This window comes from Enterobacter sp. ECC_219_Taxon_10, assembly GCF_058354905.1.
The window spans coordinates 4,510,711-4,530,261 of record NZ_CM178005.1; the positions used below are offsets into that span (position 1 = coordinate 4,510,711).

At 57.5% G+C, this 19,551-nt stretch carries 15 protein-coding genes; 9 read left to right on the forward strand and 6 right to left on the reverse strand.

Translation table 11 applies throughout. The annotated features are described in order from the left end of the window. The first annotated feature begins 332 nt into the window (after window positions 1–332). A complete protein-coding gene (gene pckA / locus AC4ICF_RS21580) occupies window positions 333–1,952 on the forward strand; it encodes a phosphoenolpyruvate carboxykinase (ATP) (RefSeq protein WP_045259359.1) in 1,620 nt (539 codons plus the stop codon). A gap of 90 nt (window positions 1,953–2,042) precedes the next feature. Here pckA and envZ read toward each other — a convergent pair whose 3' ends face one another. Both envZ and ompR read right to left on the reverse strand, forming a co-directional pair. Beyond that, on the reverse strand, window positions 2,043–3,389 hold the full coding sequence (gene envZ / locus AC4ICF_RS21585; RefSeq protein WP_233003202.1) for a two-component system sensor histidine kinase EnvZ: 1,347 nt from the start codon (window positions 3,387–3,389) through the stop codon (window positions 2,043–2,045). Further along, a complete protein-coding gene (ompR, locus tag AC4ICF_RS21590; protein WP_001157751.1) occupies window positions 3,386–4,105 on the reverse strand; it encodes an osmolarity response regulator transcription factor OmpR in 720 nt (239 codons plus the stop codon). The genes envZ and ompR overlap by 4 nt, the downstream gene beginning before the upstream one ends. A gap of 229 nt (window positions 4,106–4,334) precedes the next feature. Between ompR and greB the strand changes: the two genes are divergently transcribed. The 5 genes from greB to feoC all read left to right on the forward strand — a co-directional run bounded on the left by greB (window position 4,335) and on the right by feoC (window position 10,387). Then, entirely contained in the window at window positions 4,335–4,808 is a 474-nt protein-coding gene (greB, locus tag AC4ICF_RS21595; protein ID WP_014885539.1) for a transcription elongation factor GreB, read from the forward strand. Window positions 4,809–4,893: 85 nt separating this feature from the next. Then, window positions 4,894–7,224 carry a Tex family protein gene (locus AC4ICF_RS21600; protein ID WP_163330644.1) on the forward strand — a complete coding sequence of 777 codons (2,331 nt, stop codon included), beginning with the start codon at window positions 4,894–4,896 and terminating at the stop codon, window positions 7,222–7,224. Between the two features lie 338 nt (window positions 7,225–7,562). Further along, complete coding sequence (feoA, locus tag AC4ICF_RS21605; protein WP_006177893.1) at window positions 7,563–7,790, forward strand: ferrous iron transporter A; 228 nt, start codon at window positions 7,563–7,565, stop codon at window positions 7,788–7,790. A 30-nt stretch (window positions 7,791–7,820) separates the two neighbouring features. Next, window positions 7,821–10,139 carry a Fe(2+) transporter permease subunit FeoB gene (gene feoB, locus AC4ICF_RS21610; RefSeq protein WP_116342714.1) on the forward strand — a complete coding sequence of 773 codons (2,319 nt, stop codon included), beginning with the start codon at window positions 7,821–7,823 and terminating at the stop codon, window positions 10,137–10,139. A gap of 11 nt (window positions 10,140–10,150) precedes the next feature. Continuing rightward, the gene (gene feoC, locus AC4ICF_RS21615; protein WP_039263074.1) at window positions 10,151–10,387 is read left to right on the forward strand and encodes a [Fe-S]-dependent transcriptional repressor FeoC; all 237 of its coding nucleotides are present in this window, start codon (window positions 10,151–10,153) and stop codon (window positions 10,385–10,387) included. Between the two features lie 33 nt (window positions 10,388–10,420). On the opposite strand, the gene AC4ICF_RS21620 is transcribed toward feoC, so the two are convergent. Beyond that, the gene (locus AC4ICF_RS21620) at window positions 10,421–10,690 is read right to left on the reverse strand and encodes a YdgH/BhsA/McbA-like domain containing protein (RefSeq protein ID WP_023309499.1); all 270 of its coding nucleotides are present in this window, start codon (window positions 10,688–10,690) and stop codon (window positions 10,421–10,423) included. A 112-nt stretch (window positions 10,691–10,802) separates the two neighbouring features. Next, complete coding sequence (bioH, locus tag AC4ICF_RS21625; protein WP_316380246.1) at window positions 10,803–11,576, reverse strand: pimeloyl-ACP methyl ester esterase BioH; 774 nt, start codon at window positions 11,574–11,576, stop codon at window positions 10,803–10,805. Between the two features lie 36 nt (window positions 11,577–11,612). Between bioH and gntX the strand changes: the two genes are divergently transcribed. The 3 genes from gntX to gntT all read left to right on the forward strand — a co-directional run bounded on the left by gntX (window position 11,613) and on the right by gntT (window position 14,557). After that, window positions 11,613–12,296 (forward strand): DNA utilization protein GntX, encoded by a 684-nt coding sequence (gene gntX / locus AC4ICF_RS21630; RefSeq protein ID WP_316380245.1) that lies wholly within the window; start codon window positions 11,613–11,615, stop codon window positions 12,294–12,296. Between the two features lie 61 nt (window positions 12,297–12,357). After that, window positions 12,358–12,933 carry a Fe-S biogenesis protein NfuA gene (gene nfuA, locus AC4ICF_RS21635; RefSeq protein WP_003861601.1) on the forward strand — a complete coding sequence of 192 codons (576 nt, stop codon included), beginning with the start codon at window positions 12,358–12,360 and terminating at the stop codon, window positions 12,931–12,933. A 307-nt stretch (window positions 12,934–13,240) separates the two neighbouring features. Continuing rightward, window positions 13,241–14,557 (forward strand): gluconate transporter, encoded by a 1,317-nt coding sequence (gntT, locus tag AC4ICF_RS21640; protein WP_116342718.1) that lies wholly within the window; start codon window positions 13,241–13,243, stop codon window positions 14,555–14,557. 80 nt (window positions 14,558–14,637) lie between these two features. Here the strand turns inward: gntT and malQ are convergent, their stop codons facing one another. Then, entirely contained in the window at window positions 14,638–16,719 is a 2,082-nt protein-coding gene (gene malQ / locus AC4ICF_RS21645; RefSeq protein ID WP_491466133.1) for a 4-alpha-glucanotransferase, read from the reverse strand. Window positions 16,720–16,728: 9 nt separating this feature from the next. Further along, window positions 16,729–19,122 carry a maltodextrin phosphorylase gene (gene malP / locus AC4ICF_RS21650; RefSeq protein ID WP_316380243.1) on the reverse strand — a complete coding sequence of 798 codons (2,394 nt, stop codon included), beginning with the start codon at window positions 19,120–19,122 and terminating at the stop codon, window positions 16,729–16,731. Window positions 19,123–19,551 lie beyond the last annotated feature (429 nt).

Sequence of the window (19,551 nt, forward strand, 5' to 3'; positions counted from 1 at the left end):
CCCTCTCCCCTTTGGGGAGAGGGCCGGGGTGAGGCGCAGCCCCAAAAGCTGAATCGTTTTCATAATGTAACTCTTACGTAATTTTCTTACATGTATGCGATTACATTCACATTCTTTCCGATAAAATCACCAGTCTTTAACCTTTTCGGAACATTTTCCCCAACCAAAAAGCGATTCCTGCGATAATCCGCCTGCACTGTGACTGGAGTCGCAGCGTTTTCCGTTAGTAAGGGTTTTATCCAGATGCACAAATCTATGAGCCCCGTCGCGGTTAACATCCCCAGAAAAACCCTACAATTTCAGGCAGTACATATTGGCTAAGGAGCAGTGATATGCGTGTTACTGGTTTAACCCCGCAAGATCTCAAGGCTTATGGTATTCACGACGTCCAGGAAGTCGTCTACAACCCCGATTACGATACGCTGTATCAGGAAGAGCTCAATCCAGCACTGGAAGGATACGAGCGCGGTGTGTTGACGAACCTTGGTGCTATCGCCGTCGATACCGGTATCTTTACCGGTCGTTCGCCGAAAGATAAGTATATCGTCCGCGACGAAACCACCCGCGATACGCTGTGGTGGGCTGACAAAGGCAAAGGGAAGAACGACAACAAACCGCTCTCCCCGGAAACCTGGCAGCACCTGAAAGGGCTCGTCACCCATCAACTTTCCGGCAAGCGCCTGTTCATTGTCGACGCTTTCTGCGGCGCTAACGCCGATACCCGCCTTTCCGTGCGTTTCATTACCGAAGTGGCCTGGCAGGCGCATTTCGTTAAGAATATGTTTATTCGTCCGACCGACGAAGAGCTGCAGGACTTCACACCTGACTTCATCGTGATGAACGGTGCGAAATGCACCAACCCACAGTGGAAAGAGCAGGGCCTGAACTCTGAGAACTTCATTGCCTTCAACCTGACCGAGCGTATCCAGCTGATTGGCGGTACCTGGTACGGCGGCGAAATGAAGAAAGGGATGTTCTCGGTCATGAACTACCTGCTGCCGCTGCGCGGTATTGCCTCCATGCACTGCTCGGCGAACGTCGGCGAGAAAGGCGACGTGGCGGTATTCTTCGGCCTGTCCGGCACAGGGAAAACCACGCTCTCCACCGATCCAAAACGCCGTCTGATTGGCGATGACGAGCACGGCTGGGACGATGACGGCGTGTTTAACTTCGAAGGCGGCTGCTACGCGAAGACCATTCGCCTGTCTGAAGAGGCCGAGCCGGATATCTTCCATGCGATCCGTCGCGACGCGCTGCTGGAAAACGTCACCGTACGTGCCGACGGCTCTATCGACTTCGACGATGCGTCAAAAACCGAAAACACCCGCGTCTCTTACCCGATCTACCACATCGACAATATCGTGAAGCCGGTGTCAAAAGCGGGCCATGCCACGAAGGTGATTTTCCTGACGGCGGATGCGTTCGGCGTGCTGCCTCCGGTGTCCCGCCTGACCGCCAGCCAGACGCAGTACCACTTCCTCTCTGGCTTTACTGCCAAACTGGCGGGTACCGAGCGTGGCGTCACGGAGCCAACCCCAACCTTCTCCGCCTGCTTCGGCGCGGCATTCCTGTCGCTGCACCCGACGCAGTACGCTGAGGTGCTGGTGAAACGCATGCAGGCATCCGGCGCGCAGGCCTACCTGGTCAACACCGGCTGGAACGGTACCGGCAAGCGTATCTCTATCAAAGATACCCGCGCCATTATCGACGCCATTCTGGATGGTTCACTGGATAATGCCGAAACCTTCACGCTGCCGATGTTTGATCTGGCCATTCCGACGGAACTGCCGGGTGTGGACACGCGTATCCTCGACCCGCGCAATACCTACGGTTCGCCGGAGCAGTGGCGCGAGAAGGCGGAATCGCTGGCGAAGCTGTTTATTGAGAACTTCGAGAAGTATACCGATACCCCGGCGGGTGAAGCGCTGGTGAGTGCGGGTCCGAAGCTGTAGGTAAAAGCAAAAAGGCAACGAAAGTTGCCTTTTTTAATGTTTTCTCCCTCTCCCCGTGGGAGAGGGCCGGGGTGAGGGCATCAGACCGCACTATCCCTCTTTCACCTGCCCCCGCGTCACCGGTACCGGTAGCCAGGCGCGAATGCTCAACCCACCCCGCTCACTGGTACCGATCTCCAGCAATCCGTTATGGTTATCGATAATACGCTGCACAATCGCCAGGCCTAAGCCCGTACCGCTGGTGCTGCGCGCGCTATCGCCGCGCACAAACGGCTGGAACAGATGCTTACGCTGCTCGGGCTTAATGCCCGGACCGTCGTCTTCCACCTGGAACCAGGCGCGGTTGAGTTCAGACCCGCTGCTGACCTTAATCCAGCCGTTACCGTAACGCGCCGCATTGACCACCATGTTAGCCACCGCACGCTTAATGGAGAGCGGGTGCATACGAACCTGAATTTCTCCGTCCTGAAGGTCAGTGTCAATTTCACGTTCATAACCACTTTCTGCGGCCACCACTTCGCCCAGCACCGCGTTCAGATCGGCCATTTCCATTGGCATTTCCTGGCCGGTGCGCAGGTAGTCGATGAACTGCTCGATGATGGCGTTACACTCTTCGATGTCCTTGTTAATGGACTCGGCGAGATAGCCGTCCTCTTCCCCCATCATCTCCGTCGCCAGACGAATACGCGTTAGCGGGGTGCGAAGGTCATGACTGACGCCTGCCATCAGCAGCGTACGGTCGTCCGCCAGTTGCTTCACGCCTGCCGCCATATGGTTAAACGCGCGCGTTACCGAACGCACTTCAGAGGCACCATATTCGCGCAGCGGAGGAGGAATGATGCCTTTACCGACCTGCAGCGCCGCGTGCTCCAGGTCGACCAGCGGTCGGTTCTGGATACGGATAAACAGCCACGCGCCACCTATCGCCAGCAGCATAATGGCCAGGGTGTAGCGGAACAGCGGCGAGAAGTCGCCCTGATGAATTTCGGTCAGCGGAACGCGCACCCAGATGTTGGGTGACAGCCAGGTTTTCAGCCAGACGACGGGCGAGCTTTTGTTGACCTCAACGCGCACTTCCGTTGGGCCACCCAGCTGCTGCGCCATCTGCTGGCTGAGAAATTCGTAGTGCTGCGCCCAGCGCAGGCCAGCGTCTTCCGCCGCCTCATTCGAGTAGAGCGAAATGCCCAGCTCACGGTAAATTTCACGGCGAAATGCCGGGGGAACAACCAGCTGCGTACCGTCCTCCAGCTGCAGCTTATCGGTCATCAGCATACGCACTTCGTAGGCCAGGACCTTATTAAACTGCTGGAGGCTCGGCAGGATCGCAAAGTTCAGCACCACCAGGTAGGTCGTCACCAGGCTGACGAACAGCAGGGTGACGATCAGCAGCAGGGTGCGGGCAAACGAGCTTCGCGGCGAGAAGCGCATTCGCCTCATGCTTTAGAGCCGTCCGGGACAAATACGTAGCCCAGACCCCACACGGTCTGAATATAACGAGGATGCGCCGGATCTTCTTCCACCATGCGGCGCAGGCGAGAGATCTGCACGTCGATGGAGCGTTCCATTGCGGAGTATTCGCGACCGCGCGCCAGGTTCATCAGCTTGTCACGGGAAAGCGGCTCGCGCGGGTGGCTGACCAGCGCTTTCAGTACCGCAAACTCGCCGCTGGTGAGCGGCATTGGTTCGTCTTCACGGAACATCTCGCGCGTGCCGAGGTTCAGCTTGAACTTGCCGAAGGCAATCACCGCTTCTTCCTGCGACGGTGCGCCAGGCAGTTCGTTCGCCTGACGGCGCAGCACGGCGCGAATACGCGCCAGCAGTTCACGCGGGTTAAACGGTTTTGGAATGTAGTCGTCCGCGCCGATTTCGAGGCCCACGATACGGTCAACTTCCTCGCCCTTCGCCGTCACCATGATGATCGGCATCGGGTTGCTCTGGCTGCGCAGACGGCGGCAAATAGAAAGCCCGTCTTCGCCCGGCAGCATCAGGTCGAGAACCATCAGGTGGAAAGATTCACGGGTCAGCAGACGGTCCATCTGCTCAGCGTTCGCGACGCTACGAACCTGGAAGCCCTGCTCGGTCAGATAACGCTCCAGCAGCGCGCGCAGGCGCATGTCGTCATCCACGACCAGAATTTTGTAGTTCTCTTGCATTGTGTGTACTCCCAAAGGTTCGGATAGTCTTTGTAACAGCGTATTCTAAAAAAGTGCACGTATTCGACCAGTTAATTCTGGTATAAATTCTAGTCGAAATTGTTACAAAGCATATTTAACAGCAGCTTATCTGTTCATTTCATCACATAAATCATTATTAATCCTGTCTGTTACACTGTGCGCTACGTATTGTGCGCAAAGACAGTTAACCGGCATTAAAGGCTGCACCATGAAAACGCCCCTGATCACCCGCGAAGGGTACGAGAAACTCAAGAAAGAGATGGATTACCTGTGGCGCGAAGAGCGTCCTGAGGTGACCAAAAAGGTGACCTGGGCGGCCAGCCTGGGCGATCGCAGCGAGAATGCGGATTACCAGTACAACAAAAAGCGGCTGCGCGAAATTGACCGCCGGGTTCGCTACCTGACGAAGTGCCTCGAGAATCTCAAAATTGTCGATTACTCCCCACAGCAGGAGGGCAAAGTGTTCTTCGGCGCGTGGGTGGAAATTGAAAACGATGACGGTGACACCCTGCGTTTTCGCATTGTCGGCTACGATGAAATTTTTGGTCGTAAAGATTACATCTCCATCGACTCCCCGATGGCCCGCGCGCTGCTGAAAAAGGAAGTGGGCGATCTGGCCGTCGTTCAAACCCCAGCCGGTGAAGCCAGCTGGTACGTCAATGAGATCGTCTACGTAAAATAGTCCGAGAGCGCCCTCCCCGGCTGGCATTTTGCCGTGTCAGCCCGTATAACTATCCCCTGATTTTGACCCACAAGATGATAAAGCCATGATGAAAGATTCGCTCTGCCGCATTATTGCGGGTGAACTTCAGGCCAGAGCCGAACAGGTAGAAGCTGCCGTTCGCCTGCTTGATGAAGGGAACACCGTGCCGTTTATTGCACGCTATCGTAAGGAAGTCACCGGCGGTCTGGATGACACGCAGCTGCGTAACCTGGAGACCCGTCTGGGCTATCTGCGCGAGCTGGAAGAACGTCGTCAGGCGATCCTCAAATCCATCGGCGAACAGGGCAAGCTGACCAGCGAGCTGGAAAGCGCCATTAACGGCACCCTGAGCAAAACCGAACTCGAAGATCTCTATCTGCCGTACAAACCGAAGCGCCGCACGCGCGGGCAGATTGCCATCGAAGCGGGCCTTGAGCCGCTGGCCGACCTGCTGTGGAATGAGCCGTCTCACGACCCGGACACCGAAGCGGCGAAATTCATCGACGCCGACAAAGGCGTCGCGGACACCAAGGCCGCTCTGGACGGCGCGCGCTACATCCTGATGGAGCGCTTCGCGGAAGACGCTGCCCTGCTGGCCAAAGTGCGTGATTACCTGTGGAAGAATGCCCACATCGTCTCTACCGTCGTCGCGGGCAAAGAGGAAGAAGGCGCGAAGTTCCGCGACTACTTCGATCACCACGAACCGATTTCAACCACCCCTTCTCACCGCGCGCTGGCGATGTTCCGCGGCCGCAACGAAGGCGTGCTCCAGCTCTCCCTGAACGCCGACCCGCAGTTTGACGAGCCGCCGAAAGAGAGCCACTGCGAGCAGATCATTATCGACCATCTCGGCCTGCGCCTGAACAATGCCCCGGCGGACAGCTGGCGCAAAGGCGTAGTGAGCTGGACCTGGCGCATCAAGGTGTTGATGCACCTGGAAACCGAGCTGATGGGCACCGTGCGCGAGCGCGCTGAAGATGAAGCGATTAACGTTTTCGCCCGTAACCTGCACGACCTGCTGATGGCCGCTCCTGCCGGCCTGCGCGCCACCATGGGTCTCGATCCGGGCCTGCGTACCGGCGTGAAGGTCGCTGTGGTTGACGGCACCGGCAAGCTGGTCGCCACCGACACCATTTACCCGCATACCGGACAGGCAGCGAAAGCCGCCGTCGTGGTGGCGGCGCTGTGCGAGAAGTACAACGTGGAGCTGGTTGCCATCGGTAACGGCACCGCATCACGCGAAACCGAGCGTTTCTACCTCGACGTGCAGAAGCAGTTCCCGAAAGTGACGGCGCAGAAAGTGATCGTCAGCGAAGCGGGCGCATCGGTCTACTCCGCCTCTGAGCTGGCGGCGCAGGAGTTCCCGGACCTGGACGTTTCCCTGCGCGGTGCGGTCTCTATTGCCCGTCGCCTGCAGGATCCGCTGGCCGAACTCGTGAAGATCGACCCGAAATCCATCGGCGTGGGCCAGTACCAGCACGACGTGAGCCAGACGCAGCTGGCGCGCAAGCTGGATGCGGTGGTGGAAGACTGCGTAAACGCCGTCGGCGTGGACCTGAACACCGCCTCCGTTCCTCTGCTGACCCGCGTGGCGGGCTTAACCCGCATGATGGCGCAGAACATCGTGGCCTGGCGTGACGAGAACGGCCAGTTCCAGAACCGTCAGCAGCTGCTTAAAGTGAGCCGCCTGGGGCCGAAAGCGTTTGAGCAGTGCGCGGGCTTCCTGCGCATCAATCACGGCGATAACCCGCTGGATGCTTCTACCGTTCACCCGGAAGCATACCCGGTTGTTGAGCGCATCCTGGCCGCTACTCAGCAGGCGCTTAAAGACCTGATGGGCGACAGCGGCGCCCTGCGCAACCTGAAAGCGGTGGACTTCACCGACGAAAAATTTGGCGTGCCTACCGTCACCGATATCATCAAAGAGCTGGAAAAACCGGGCCGCGATCCGCGTCCTGAGTTCAAAACGGCGACCTTTGCTGACGGCATCGAGACCATGAACGATCTCCTGCCGGGCATGGTGCTGGAAGGCGCGGTGACCAACGTCACCAACTTCGGCGCGTTTGTGGATATCGGCGTGCACCAGGACGGTCTGGTGCATATCTCGTCCCTTGCCGACAAGTTCGTTGAAGACCCGCACACCGTGGTCAAAGCGGGCGACATCGTGAAGGTGAAAGTGCTGGAAGTGGATCTGCAGCGCAAGCGTATCGCCCTGACCATGCGTCTGGACGAGCAACCGGGCGACACCAACGCGCGCCGTGGCGGCAACGGTGGAGGCCGCGAGCAGCAGCGTCCGGCCGCGAAAGCCGCAAAACCGCGCGGGCGTGATGCACAGCCTGCGGGCAATAGCGCGATGATGGACGCGCTGGCGGCCGCGATGGGTAAGAAACGCTAAGGCAACAACGCCCCCCTCACCCTAACCCTCTCCCCAAAGGGGAGAGGGAACTTTAACACCCTCGCCCCTTTGGGGAGAGGGCCGGGGTGAGGGGAATAAAACATCTCGAAATATATGAAACCGATTGCACAGCCATATTTAAACCACTAATTATCACCCCGTTAACAAATATCCCTCTTTTCATTTTCCCGGCAATTCAGCAAATATTGAGCAAGGTCAATCAGACCGCAAATTAATACGATTAACAACATCCCGTCACATTTTTATTATTGCTGATAAAAACTATTCTCATTATCATCGCAGTGTAGATTATTTAACCTCTCGTGGAATCAGGCATTATGCAATTCACTCCAGACAGTGCATGGAAAATTACCGGTTTTACCCGCGAAATTAGCCCGGCCTATCGGCAGAAGCTGCTGTCACTGGGCATGCTGCCCGGCTCATCATTCCAGGTCGTGCGCGTAGCGCCGTTGGGCGATCCTGTCCATATCGAAACCCGGCGCGTGAATCTGGTTCTGCGCAAAAAAGACCTCGCATTAATTGAAGTTGAATCTTTATCCCGTTAACAAGCCAGCGGTTTCGGTGGGTCTAATACAATGAAAAAATTAACTATTGGCTTAATTGGCAATCCTAATTCCGGCAAGACAACCTTATTTAATCAGTTAACCGGCGCGCGCCAGCGCGTGGGAAATTGGGCAGGCGTAACGGTTGAACGTAAAGAAGGTCAGTTCACGACAACGGACAATCAGGTGACCCTGGTCGACCTTCCCGGTACCTATTCCTTAACCACGATTTCATCCCAGACATCGCTCGATGAGCAAATTGCCTGCCACTACATTCTTGGCGGCGATGCCGATCTGCTGATCAACGTGGTCGACGCCTCTAACCTCGAACGAAACCTTTACCTGACGCTGCAGCTGCTGGAGCTGGGGATCCCCTGCATCGTGGCGCTCAACATGCTCGACATTGCAGAGAAACAAAAGCTGCGCATTGACGTCGATGCCCTCTCTGCGCGCCTTGGGTGCCCTGTCGTTCCGCTGGTCTCGACCCGCGCTCGCGGTATCGACGCGCTGAAGCTGGCGATTGACCGCCACGCGGGAAACCGCGACGTTGAGCTGGTGCACTACGCCCAGCCGCTGCTGCGCGAAGCCGATCTGCTGGCGCAGGAGATGGACAAAAATATGCCTGCGAAACAGCGTCTGTGGCTCGGCCTGCAGATGCTGGAAGGGGATATCTATAGCCGCGCCTATGCCGGACATGCGGCAGATAAGCTGGACGTGACCCTCGCCCGTCTCAGCGGCGAGCTGGACGACCCGGCGCTGCACATCGCCGATGCGCGTTATCAGGCCATTGCGTCAATTTGTGACGTGGTCAGCAATGCCCTTACCGCGGAACCCAGCCGCTTTACGGCGGCGGTGGATAAGATTGTGCTCAACCGCTTCCTCGGTTTGCCGATCTTCCTGCTGGTGATGTACGTGATGTTCCTGCTTGCCATTAACATTGGTGGCGCGCTCCAGCCGATTTTTGACGCGGGTTCTGTCGCCGTTTTCGTTCATGGTATTCAGTGGCTGGGTTACACCCTGCACTTCCCGGAATGGCTAACCATCTTCCTCGCTCAGGGGATCGGCGGCGGTATCAACACCGTGCTGCCGCTGGTGCCGCAGATCGGCATGATGTATCTGTTCCTCTCGTTCCTTGAAGATTCCGGCTACATGGCGCGCGCCGCGTTCGTGATGGACCGCCTGATGCAGGCGCTGGGTCTGCCGGGTAAATCCTTCGTCCCGCTGATCGTCGGCTTCGGCTGTAACGTGCCGTCGGTGATGGGCGCGCGCACCCTGGATGCGCCGCGTGAACGTCTGATGACCATCATGATGGCGCCATTTATGTCCTGCGGCGCGCGTCTGGCAATCTTTGCGGTCTTTGCAGCCGCCTTCTTTGGTCAGCAGGGCGCGCTGGCGGTCTTCTCGCTGTATGTGCTGGGCATCGTGATGGCGATCCTGACCGGCTTAATGCTCAAGCACACCATCATGCGTGGTGAAGCGTCGCCGTTTGTGATGGAGCTTCCGGTCTACCACGTACCGCATCTGAAAAGCCTGGCGATCCAGACCTGGCAGCGCCTGAAAGGCTTTGTGCTGCGCGCCGGTAAGGTGATTGTCATTGTCAGTATTTTCCTGAGCGCGCTGAACAGCTTCACCCTGAGTGGACAGACGGCGGATAACATCAACGACTCTGCCCTCGCCTCCGTCAGCCGCGTCATCACGCCGGTCTTTAAACCAATTGGCGTGCAGGAAGATAACTGGCAGGCGACCGTGGGACTGTTCACCGGGGCGATGGCGAAAGAGGTGGTCGTCGGGACCCTGAACACGCTCTACACCGCAGAGAACATTCAGGAGCAGGAATTTAACCCGGCGGAGTTTCACCTCGGTGACGAACTGCTGGGTGCCGTTGAGGAGACCTGGCAGAGCCTGAAAGATACCTTCAGCCTGAGCGTGCTGGCGAACCCGATTGAGGCCAGCAAAGGCGACGGCGAAATGGCGACCGGTGCCATGGGCGTGATGGGCGAGAAGTTTGGCAGCGCGTCTGCGGCCTACAGCTATCTCATCTTTGTCCTGCTCTATATCCCGTGCATCTCCGTCATGGGAGCGATTGCCCGCGAGTCCAGCCGCGGCTGGATGGGCTTCTCCATCCTGTGGGGGCTGAATATCGCTTACTCGCTGGCGACGCTGTTTTATCAGACCGTTAACTTCAGCCAGCACCCGCGCTACAGCCTGGTCTGCATTCTGGCGGTTGTGCTGTTTAACGTAATGATTCTCGGTCTGCTACGCCGGGCACGCAGCCGCGTCGACATCGACCTGCTGGCGAATCGTAAAACCGCCGCAACCTGCTGCAGCAGCCCGGCTGGCGACTGTCACTAAGAGGAAACCAGATGGCATCGTTGATTCAGGTTCGTGACCTGCTGGCGCTTCAGGGGCGGATGGAGGCAAAACAGCTCAGCCTCAGCCTGCATACGCCGCAGCCGATGATCGATGCCATGCTGGAACGCCTGGAAGCGATGGGTAAAGCCGTGCGGATTCAGGAAGAAGCGGACGGCTGCCTCTCCGGCAGTTGTAAAAGCTGCCCGGAAGGAAAGGCCTGCCTCAGGGAATGGTGGGCACTGCGCTAACAAAGCCGGGCATTGCTGCCCGGCATTATCGTATTACTTATAGACGTCCGCGGTAGCGCGTACGTTTTTGGTCTGTTTTTCTGCACTGGTGACGACGTAGTACGTCCCGCCCAGCTCATCCGCTTTCTTCGACAGCTCTTTTCTTGCATCCATCGGCGCGGTGGTGTCAGACGTAGAAATCTCACCAATTTTCGTCAGATTCATCCCGGCAACTTTATCTTTTTCCAGCTCTTTCGCCGCAAAAACGCCAAATGACAGTGACCCAATAACCAGAGAAGTGACAATACCTGTAACAAGTTTCATAGCCTGACTCTCCATAGGATTGTTGTTTTTGATTATCGTAGGCAGAACAACCGCAACGACATCTGGAGTATGGTTGCGGTGTGTAACTTTTTCCAGGCTGGATAGAAAATAATCAGTCTAAACGTTGACTTAACGCAACCAGCGCTGAACAAAATTCCGTCGGATGAGAGATAAACGGAGCATGCGCGGCTTTGGCAATGACCCGGGATTCGCTGTCCGGCCAGAGGGAATCCAGAAGTGGAACCACTTTGCGCGGCACCAGCCCGTCCAGATGGCCATAGATACGCAGGTGCGGCATGGCCAGCGCAGTCAGCGGCTCCCGCAGGTCGACCGTTTTCAGGATCTCAAGACCGCCGTTAAGCACCTCGACGTCCGGCATCGGCAGGGAGAGCACCACCTGCTTCAGCGCTCTGGCATCCTGACGCGCGGTTTCCGTCCCCATTGTCTGCAATGCGAGGAATCGCTCGACGGTCCGCTGGAAATCGTCGCTCAGCTGCTGCTGGAAGCCCGCCAGCACGTCAGGTTTGATGCCGGGCCACGCCTCTTGCGCGCTAAAGCATGGCGACGAGGCCACGGTGACCAGCGCCTTAACGCGCTCGGGCCAGGAGAGCGCAATCTGGCTTGCCACCAGCCCGCCCAGGCTCCAGCCCAGCCAGATGGCATTTTGCGGCGCGGCGTCCACAACCTGCTGCGCCATCTCATCAAGCGACATCGCACTAAAGCCGCGGCTGCGACCGTAGCCCGGTAGATCAACCAGATGTAACGTAAATTGCGAGGCAAGTTCCTCGCTTATGCAATGCCACACTTCCGCATTCAGGCCCCATCCGTGCAGCAGCACAAGATGGCAATTTCCTGTCCCTACGGTCTGCCACCACAGCGTCTTCATCAGTTACTGTTCTCTTTTTTCACATGGAGGTTGCACATGCTAACAGTGCCTGGCTTGTGCTGGCTATGCAAAATGCCGCTTGCCCTCAGCGCGTGGGGCGTCTGTTCCGTCTGCACGCGCTCACTGGCAAGGCGTATCACAACCTGCCCGCAATGTGGTTTACCGGCGGCTAACCGCTATTTGCCCTGCGGCCGCTGCCTGAAAAAATCCCCGCCGTGGAGCGCGCTGGTAGCCGTGGATGATTATGTTCCACCGCTGAGCGGGCTTATTCACGCCCTGAAGTTTTCCGGCCAGAGTTCGCTGGCGCAGCCCCTTGCCCGCCTGCTATTGCTGGCAGTTTTACAGGCGCGACGAACCCGCGCTCTGCCGAAAATCGATAGGGTGGTGAATGTCCCCTTATACCGACGTCGGCACTGGCGGCGCGGCTATAATCAAAGCGACCTGCTCTGCCGCCCGCTCGCCCGGTGGCTAGGCTGTCGCTATGATGCCTGCGCGCTTACCCGCGTACATGCCACCGCCATCCAGCATCAGCTCAACGCCCGGCTTCGCAAAAGGAACCTGAAAAACGCCTTTCGCCTTGAATTGCCGGTCAAAGGCCTCCATATCGCCATCGTGGATGACGTCGTCACCACAGGCAGTACCGTTGCTGAACTTTCCCGACTGCTTTTGCAAAGCGGCGCCGCGTCGGTTCAGGTATGGTGTCTGTGCCGTACCTTGTAGCCCTTCTTCAATGGGCGTATGATTATACCCAGGTAATTTAGTCAACTATTAGGCCAAAGCTATGATCCGTATTTCCGATTCTGCACAAGCGCACTTTGCCAAACTGCTGGCAAATCAGGAAGAAGGGACGCAGATCCGCGTGTTTGTGATCAATCCAGGCACTCCGAATGCAGAATGTGGTGTCTCTTATTGTCCTCCGGATGCTGTGGAAGCAACTGACACTGCCCTTAAATTTGAACAGCTCACCGCTTATGTCGATGAACTGAGCGCGCCGTATCTTGAAGATGCGGAGATCGACTTCGTCACCGACCAGCTGGGTTCTCAGCTGACCCTGAAAGCGCCAAACGCCAAAATGCGTAAAGTGTCTGACGATGCGCCGCTGATGGAGCGCGTTGAGTATCTGCTTCAGTCCCAGATCAACCCACAGCTGGCTGGCCACGGCGGTCGCGTTTCCCTGATGGAAATCACGGAAGACGGCCTGGCGATCCTGCAGTTCGGCGGCGGCTGTAATGGTTGCTCTATGGTCGACGTGACCCTGAAAGAAGGGATCGAGAAGCAGCTGCTGAACGAGTTCCCGGAACTGAAAGGCGTGCGTGACCTGACCGAGCACCAGCGCGGCGAGCACTCTTACTACTAATTCAGTACCCGCCCGTATTGCCCGGTGGCGCCACGCTTACCGGGCCAACCTCCCTTACCTTCCCACCTCGATATGTTGACCTGCGTCTCATAATTCAAATTTTGCCTCACTGGGTGATTCTCAACCGCGATATGTTACCCGTATCATTCTCGTGGGCACTCAGCACCCTTATAACAGCCGACTAAACTTAACTGTTTCGCAGGCATCAGTATGAGTGCCGTTAACCACTCTGTTCCCAGTTGGGACAATCGGAATTTGTCGTTGAAACAATGACGTTACCCATAACAATTCAAAGGCCAGGTAAATCATGCCATTAGTCATCGTTGCTATCGGTGTTGTGTTATTACTGCTCTTGATGATCCGTTTCAAAATGAACGGATTTATCGCTCTGGTTCTGGTGGCACTTGCAGTCGGTCTGATGCAGGGGATGCCGCTGGTTAAAGTTATCAGCTCTATCAAAGCCGGCGTCGGCGGCACGCTCGGCAGCCTGGCGCTGATCATGGGTTTCGGTGCCATGCTCGGCAAAATGCTGGCGGACTGCGGTGGCGCGCAGCGTATTGCCACCACCCTGATTGCCAAATTCGGTAAACAGCACATTCAGTGGGCAGTGGTGTTAACCGGTTTTACCGTCGGTTTCGCGCTGTTCTATGAAGTGGGCTTCGTGCTGATGCTGCCGCTGGTGTTTACCATCGCTGCGGCAGCGAACATCCCGCTGCTGTTTGTGGGTGTGCCAATGGCTGCGGCCCTGTCCGTGACCCACGGCTTCCTGCCGCCACACCCGGGTCCAACCGCTATCGCCACCATCTTCCACGCCGATATGGGTAAAACCCTGCTGTTCGGTACGATTCTGGCGATCCCGACCGTGATTCTGGCGGGCCCGGTGTATGCCCGCTTCCTGAAAGGCATTGATAAGCCTATCCCGGAAGGTCTGTACAGCGCCAAAACCTTCACCGAAGAAGAGATGCCGGGCTTTGGCGTCAGCGTCTGGACCTCTCTGGTGCCGGTGATCCTGATGGCGATGCGCGCCGTGGCGGAGATGATCCTGCCGAAAGGTCATGCTTTCCTGTCCGTTGCGGAATTCCTGGGTGACCCGGTAATGGCAACGCTGATTGCGGTGTTGATCGCGATGTTCACCTTCGGTCTTAACCGCGGTCGTTCAATGGATCAAATCAACGACACGCTGACCTCTTCCATCAAAATCATTGCCATGATGCTCCTGATCATCGGCGGCGGCGGTGCGTTCAAGCAGGTGCTGGTCGACAGCGGCGTGGACAAATACATCGCTGCCATGATGCATGAGACCAACGTGTCGCCGCTCCTGATGGCCTGGTCTATTGCTGCAGTTCTGCGTATTGCGCTGGGTTCTGCGACCGTTGCGGCGATCACCGCAGGCGGTATCGTTGCTCCGCTGATTGCGACCACGGGCGTAAGCCCCGAGCTGATGGTTATCGCCGTCGGTTCCGGTAGCGTGATTTTCTCTCACGTTAACGACCCTGGCTTCTGGCTGTTCAAGGAGTACTTCAACCTGACGATCGGTGAAACCATCAAGTCCTGGTCCGCGCTGGAAACCATTATTTCGGTGTGTGGTCTGGTCGGGGTGCTGCTGTTGAATATGGTTGTCTGATGTAAAAAAGCCGGGTGGCGCTGACGCTTACCCGGCCTACATTCTATTCCCTCTCCCACAGGGAGAGGGTTAGGGTGAAACTACCGCTTCTTACCCACCGCCCTTCTGCGCTTATCCAAATCCTTAATCAGCCTGTTCACCCCGTCATCGGCAAACATCTTCTCAAGCGTTGTGGACAGCTTGCGTCGCCAGTTCTTGTACTGATAGCTGGTGCCCGGAACGTTCACCGGCTCCGCCATATCAATCCAGTCTTCCGGCTGCAGGCCGAGCAACGCGCTATTGCTGTCGGCAATATAGCGCTGCAGGCCACGGTTGAGCGTTGGGGTCATCGCCATCAGCGACGCTTTATGCCCTGCACGCTTCGGCAGACAGCCATGCTTATGCAGCGCATCCAGCAGCCCCTGCTTCGCCAGCTCACGATCCTGATACAGACCGCGCAGAACCTCTTCATCAGGATACAGTCCCAGCATTTTGCCGAGGGTCAGGTCGCCGCTTTCCCAGTAGCCCCTGAGCGTAGGAAGATCATGCGTCGTCGCGACTGCCATTGACTGTTCAGGGTACGCTTTCGGCGCGCGGAAGGTTTTCTCATGGTCGTTTTCAAAATAGAGCACTTTATAGGAGTAGACGCCGCTGTCGCGGAGCTTGCTGACAATTTCCACCGGCACGGTACCGAGATCTTCACCGATCACCATGCACTGGTGACGTTTACTCTCCAGCGCCAGGATCGACAGCAGATCGTCAACCGGATACTGGACGTACGCCCCGTGATCGGCCGTTTCACCGTACGGGATCCACCACAGGCGCAGCACGGACATCACGTGGTCAATGCGCAGCGCCCCGCAGTTCTGCATGTTCGCGCGCAGCAGGTCGATAAACGGCTCGTAGGCGCGCGCCGCCATCACGTGCGGATCCATCGGCGGCAGGCCCCAGTTCTGCCCGAGCGGCCCGAGGATATCCGGCGGCGCGCCCACAGACGCCTTCAGGCAGTAGAGCTCACGGTCGCACCAGGTTTCCGCGCCGCCTTCCGCCACGCCCACGGCCAGGTCACGATACAGACCGATCGGCATCTTATAGCCCTGGCTCACCTGCCAGCAGGCAGCAAACTGGCTGTACGCCAGCCACTGCAGCCACAGGTAGAAGTCCACCTCATCGGCATGATTTTTACAGAAGGCTTTGACTTCAGGGGTATCCACGGTCTGATACGCTTCCGGCCAGACCGGCCAGCCCCAGCGCATTTCGTCCTCTTTCACCTGATATGCGTGCAGCGCATCAAATGCCGCCTGCCAGTAGAGGCTTTCGCCTTCCTGCATCACAAACTGGCGGAAGGCCGCCATCTGCTCGTCATCGCGCTGCGAAAAGCCTTTCCACGCCAGACGCAGCGCGGCCATTTTCAGCGCCGTGACGGTGGAATAGTCCACCCAGTCCGCGTCGCGGGCCTGCTTCAGCATCTGCCGGGTGGTATCAAGCTTCCACCACGCCTGCGCCTCTTTGCTGTTTTTAAAGTCGTCTAACGCGTTAACGTCGATGTAAATCACGTTCAGCCAGCGTCGGGAAGACGGGCTGTACGGGCTGGCGCTTTCCGGATTCGCCGGATAGAGCGCGTGAATTGGGTTGAGGCCAATAAAGGCCCCACCGCGCTCGCCCACGGATGCCAGCATGTTCTTCAGGTCGCCAAAATCGCCGATGCCCCAGTTGCTGTCGGAACGCAGCGTATAGAGCTGCACGCAGGCGCCCCACAGCTTTTTGCCTTCAAGCAGCGCCTGCGGCTCATAGCAGCGTTTTGGCGCGACGATCACCCGGCAGTGAAAACGCTGTTCGTCCTGGGTGAGCGTCAGGCTGTGATAGCCCTCCGGCAGCTTCGCCGGAAGGTTTAACGTTTTGCCGCCGGTGGCGTGGCCTTTATGCTGATGCCCCTCTTCGGTGGTGAGCAGCCAGCTAAACTCGCCGCGCCCCTCCACCGCCAGCGGCATCTTTTTGCCTGCGGTAAAGACCTTCACGTTTGGCACCGGGGCAACCGACGCTTTCGCGTCGGTTTTGTGCATCGCATCCAGCAAACGTCTTTTGGTGTCCGCACCAATAGACTGCGGTTTGCCGTGCGCGTTGATGTAACTGAGGCTAATTCCCGCCGCCTGCGCGGCACTGTCCAGACGTTTACTCTCCATCGCGCTTCCTTAGCGTTTTGCCTGCCAGATACGGGCCTGATAATCACGGATTGAGCGGTCAGAGCTGAACATGCCGCAGCGCGCGGTGTTCAGAATGCACGCCCGGGTCCACGCCTCCTGGTCGCGGTACAGCACGTCGACCTGTTTCTGCGCTTCAACGTAGGCCGTGAAGTCCGCCATTACCAGGTATGGGTCGCCGCCGTGTTTGTCCATGCTGTGCAGCATCTGGTCAAACGCGTGCTTGTCGCCGTCGCTGTATTTGCCGCTTTCCAGTTCCTTCAGAACCGCATCCAGCACTTTGTCTTTCTTACGCCATTTCACCGGATCGTAGCCTTTGGCCTTGATGGCTTTCACCTCTTCCACGGTATGGCCGAAGATAAAGATATTCTCTTCACCGACCTTCTCGGCGATTTCAACGTTCGCCCCGTCGAGCGTGCCGACGGTCAGCGCGCCGTTCAGCGCCAGCTTCATGTTCCCGGTACCGGACGCTTCTTTCCCTGCGGTCGAGATCTGCTCGGAGATATCCGCCGCCGGGATCAGCATTTCAGCCGCCGAGACGCAGTAGTCCGGCAGGAACACCACCTTCAGCTTGTCGCCCACTTTCGGATCGCTGTTGATCGCCGCCGCCACTTTATTAATAGCGAGGATAATGTTTTTCGCCAGGTAGTAGCCCGGCGCCGCTTTCGCACCGAACAGGAACACGCGCGGCACGCGGTCGGCCTGCGGGTTCTCGCGGATCTCTTTGTACAGCGCCAGAATGTGCAGCAGGTTCAGGTGCTGGCGCTTGTACTCATGCAGACGTTTGATCTGAATGTCGAAAATGGCATGCGGGTTGATCTCAATCCCGGTACGCACTTTCACGAACTCCGCCAGGCGAACCTTGTTCTCCAGCTTGATCGCACGGTACTGCTCGCGGAATTTCGCGTCGTCGGCCTGTTTTTCCAGGTTGATCAGCTGGTCCAGATCGTTGGCCCACTCTTTCTTCAGGGTCTTGTCCAGCAGGCCGGCCAGCAGCGGGTTACACTGCTTGATCCAGCGACGCGGCGTGATGCCGTTGGTCACGTTGTGGAATTTGGTCGGCCACAGCTGGTGATATTCCGGGAACAGATCTTTCACCACCAGGTCGGAGTGCAGCGCCGCCACGCCGTTAACGGCAAAGCCGCTGACTACGCACATGTTCGCCATGCGCACCTGTTTGTCGTGCACCACTGCCAGCTTGGCCCAGACGGCTTTGTCGCCCGGCCAGGTTTTCTCCACCAGCGCTTTAAACTGGTCGTTAATCTTGTTGATGATCTGCATATGGCGCGGCAGCAGCGCTTTCACCAGCTTTTCATCCCAGCACTCGAGCGCTTCTGGCATCAGGGTGTGGTTGGTGTAGGCGAAGGTGCGGCTGGTGATGGCCCAGGCGTCGTCCCAGCTCAGCTGATGCTCGTCGATCAGCACGCGCAGCAGTTCCGGGATGGCAATAGTCGGGTGCGTGTCGTTGAGCTGGATAACTTCGAAGTCCGGCAGCTGCGCCAGCTTGCGGCCCGCCAGATGATGGCGACGCAGAATGTCCGCCACGGAGCAGGCGCACTGGAAGTACTGCTGCATCAGGCGCAGCTTTTTACCCGCCAGATGATTGTCGTTCGGGTAGAGGACCTTCGTCAGCTTCTCGGCGTCAATGCCCTGCTGTTCGGCGCGCAGGAAATCACCGTCGTTGAATTTGGTCAGGTTAAACGGATGCGCGTGCTTCGCCTGCCACAGACGCAGCGGCTGCGCCACGCCGTTACGGTAGCCGAGCACCGGCAGATCCCAGGCTTCTCCGGTAATAGTGAACGCCGGCTCCCAGAGCCCCTGCTTCGTCACTTTCCCGCCGATGCCGACCTGCACATCCAGCTGCGCGTTGTGGCGGAACCACGGGTAGGTGTTACGGTGCCAGTCGTCCGGCGCTTCCATCTGATGGCCGTCGGCAAACGACTGACGGAACAGACCGTACTGGTAGTTCAGACCATAGCCAATCGCCGACTGGCCGACGGTCGCCATGGAATCAAGGAAGCAGGCCGCCAGACGACCCAGACCGCCGTTACCCAGCGCCGGGTCAATCTCTTCTTCCAGCAGGTCGGTCAGGTTAATGTCGTGCTCTTTCAGCACATCACCCACCTCCTGATACCAGCCAAGGTTCAGCAGGTTGTTGCCGGTCAGGCGGCCAATCAGGAACTCCATCGAGATATAGTTGACGTGACGCTGGCCTTTGACGGGCTTCGCCACGGGCTGAGCATCCAGCTGCTCTGCGAGCGCCCCGCTCACCGCCTGCCACCACTGGTGAGGCGTCATCTCGTTTGCAGCATGAAGGCCAAAACGCTGCCACTGACGCGTCAGGGCAGCCTGGAATTGAGCTTTGTTGAAGGTAGGCTGTGACATAGGGGATCGGCATCCTTTAGAAAGAAAACACAAGTTGGCGCTAGTGTGCCTGGCTCATTTCACCTCTTCCTCCTCCCGTGGGGGATTAGACAGGGAGGAGTAGCGGGGATGAGCATAAAAGTGTGATCGAGGCCACTCTGAGAGCATAGCCGTAGCGTGCCAGGAAGTTAAAAAAGTAACCGGGGAGAATGTCAAAGAAATGAAATGCAGTTTCGGGTGAAATTAATCCGCCCGGAAATGATTGCTTACGGAGAATAATATTTCAGCAATGGGCTCATACCTAAGGAGATTATTAATCTCACTCAACTTTACCCGAAGTTTATTAAATTCGGCGTCATTATACCTTTCTGAAACCAGTTTCAGCCCGACCGGGTGACATCCATACAAGCCAGCATTCACGCGGCATCAAAGCCTTTTTAAAAAAGTTCC

Bases quoted from the DNA above. Each gene is read 5' to 3' on its own strand.
- envZ (WP_233003202.1), bottom strand. From the start codon at position 3,389: ATGAGGCGAATGCGCTTCTCGCCGCGAAGCTCGTTTGCCCGCACCCTG.
- feoB (WP_116342714.1), top strand. From the start codon at position 7,821: ATGAAAAAATTAACTATTGGCTTAATTGGCAATCCTAATTCCGGCAAG.
- gntT (WP_116342718.1), top strand. From the start codon at position 13,241: ATGCCATTAGTCATCGTTGCTATCGGTGTTGTGTTATTACTGCTCTTG.
- gntX (WP_316380245.1), top strand. From the start codon at position 11,613: ATGCTAACAGTGCCTGGCTTGTGCTGGCTATGCAAAATGCCGCTTGCC.
- feoA (WP_006177893.1), top strand. From the start codon at position 7,563: ATGCAATTCACTCCAGACAGTGCATGGAAAATTACCGGTTTTACCCGC.
- malP (WP_316380243.1), bottom strand. From the start codon at position 19,122: ATGTCACAGCCTACCTTCAACAAAGCTCAATTCCAGGCTGCCCTGACG.
- greB (WP_014885539.1), top strand. From the start codon at position 4,335: ATGAAAACGCCCCTGATCACCCGCGAAGGGTACGAGAAACTCAAGAAA.
- nfuA (WP_003861601.1), top strand. From the start codon at position 12,358: ATGATCCGTATTTCCGATTCTGCACAAGCGCACTTTGCCAAACTGCTG.
- AC4ICF_RS21600 (WP_163330644.1), top strand. From the start codon at position 4,894: ATGATGAAAGATTCGCTCTGCCGCATTATTGCGGGTGAACTTCAGGCC.
- ompR (WP_001157751.1), bottom strand. From the start codon at position 4,105: ATGCAAGAGAACTACAAAATTCTGGTCGTGGATGACGACATGCGCCTG.
- bioH (WP_316380246.1), bottom strand. From the start codon at position 11,576: ATGAAGACGCTGTGGTGGCAGACCGTAGGGACAGGAAATTGCCATCTT.
- pckA (WP_045259359.1), top strand. From the start codon at position 333: ATGCGTGTTACTGGTTTAACCCCGCAAGATCTCAAGGCTTATGGTATT.
- feoC (WP_039263074.1), top strand. From the start codon at position 10,151: ATGGCATCGTTGATTCAGGTTCGTGACCTGCTGGCGCTTCAGGGGCGG.
- malQ (WP_491466133.1), bottom strand. From the start codon at position 16,719: ATGGAGAGTAAACGTCTGGACAGTGCCGCGCAGGCGGCGGGAATTAGC.
- AC4ICF_RS21620 (WP_023309499.1), bottom strand. From the start codon at position 10,690: ATGAAACTTGTTACAGGTATTGTCACTTCTCTGGTTATTGGGTCACTG.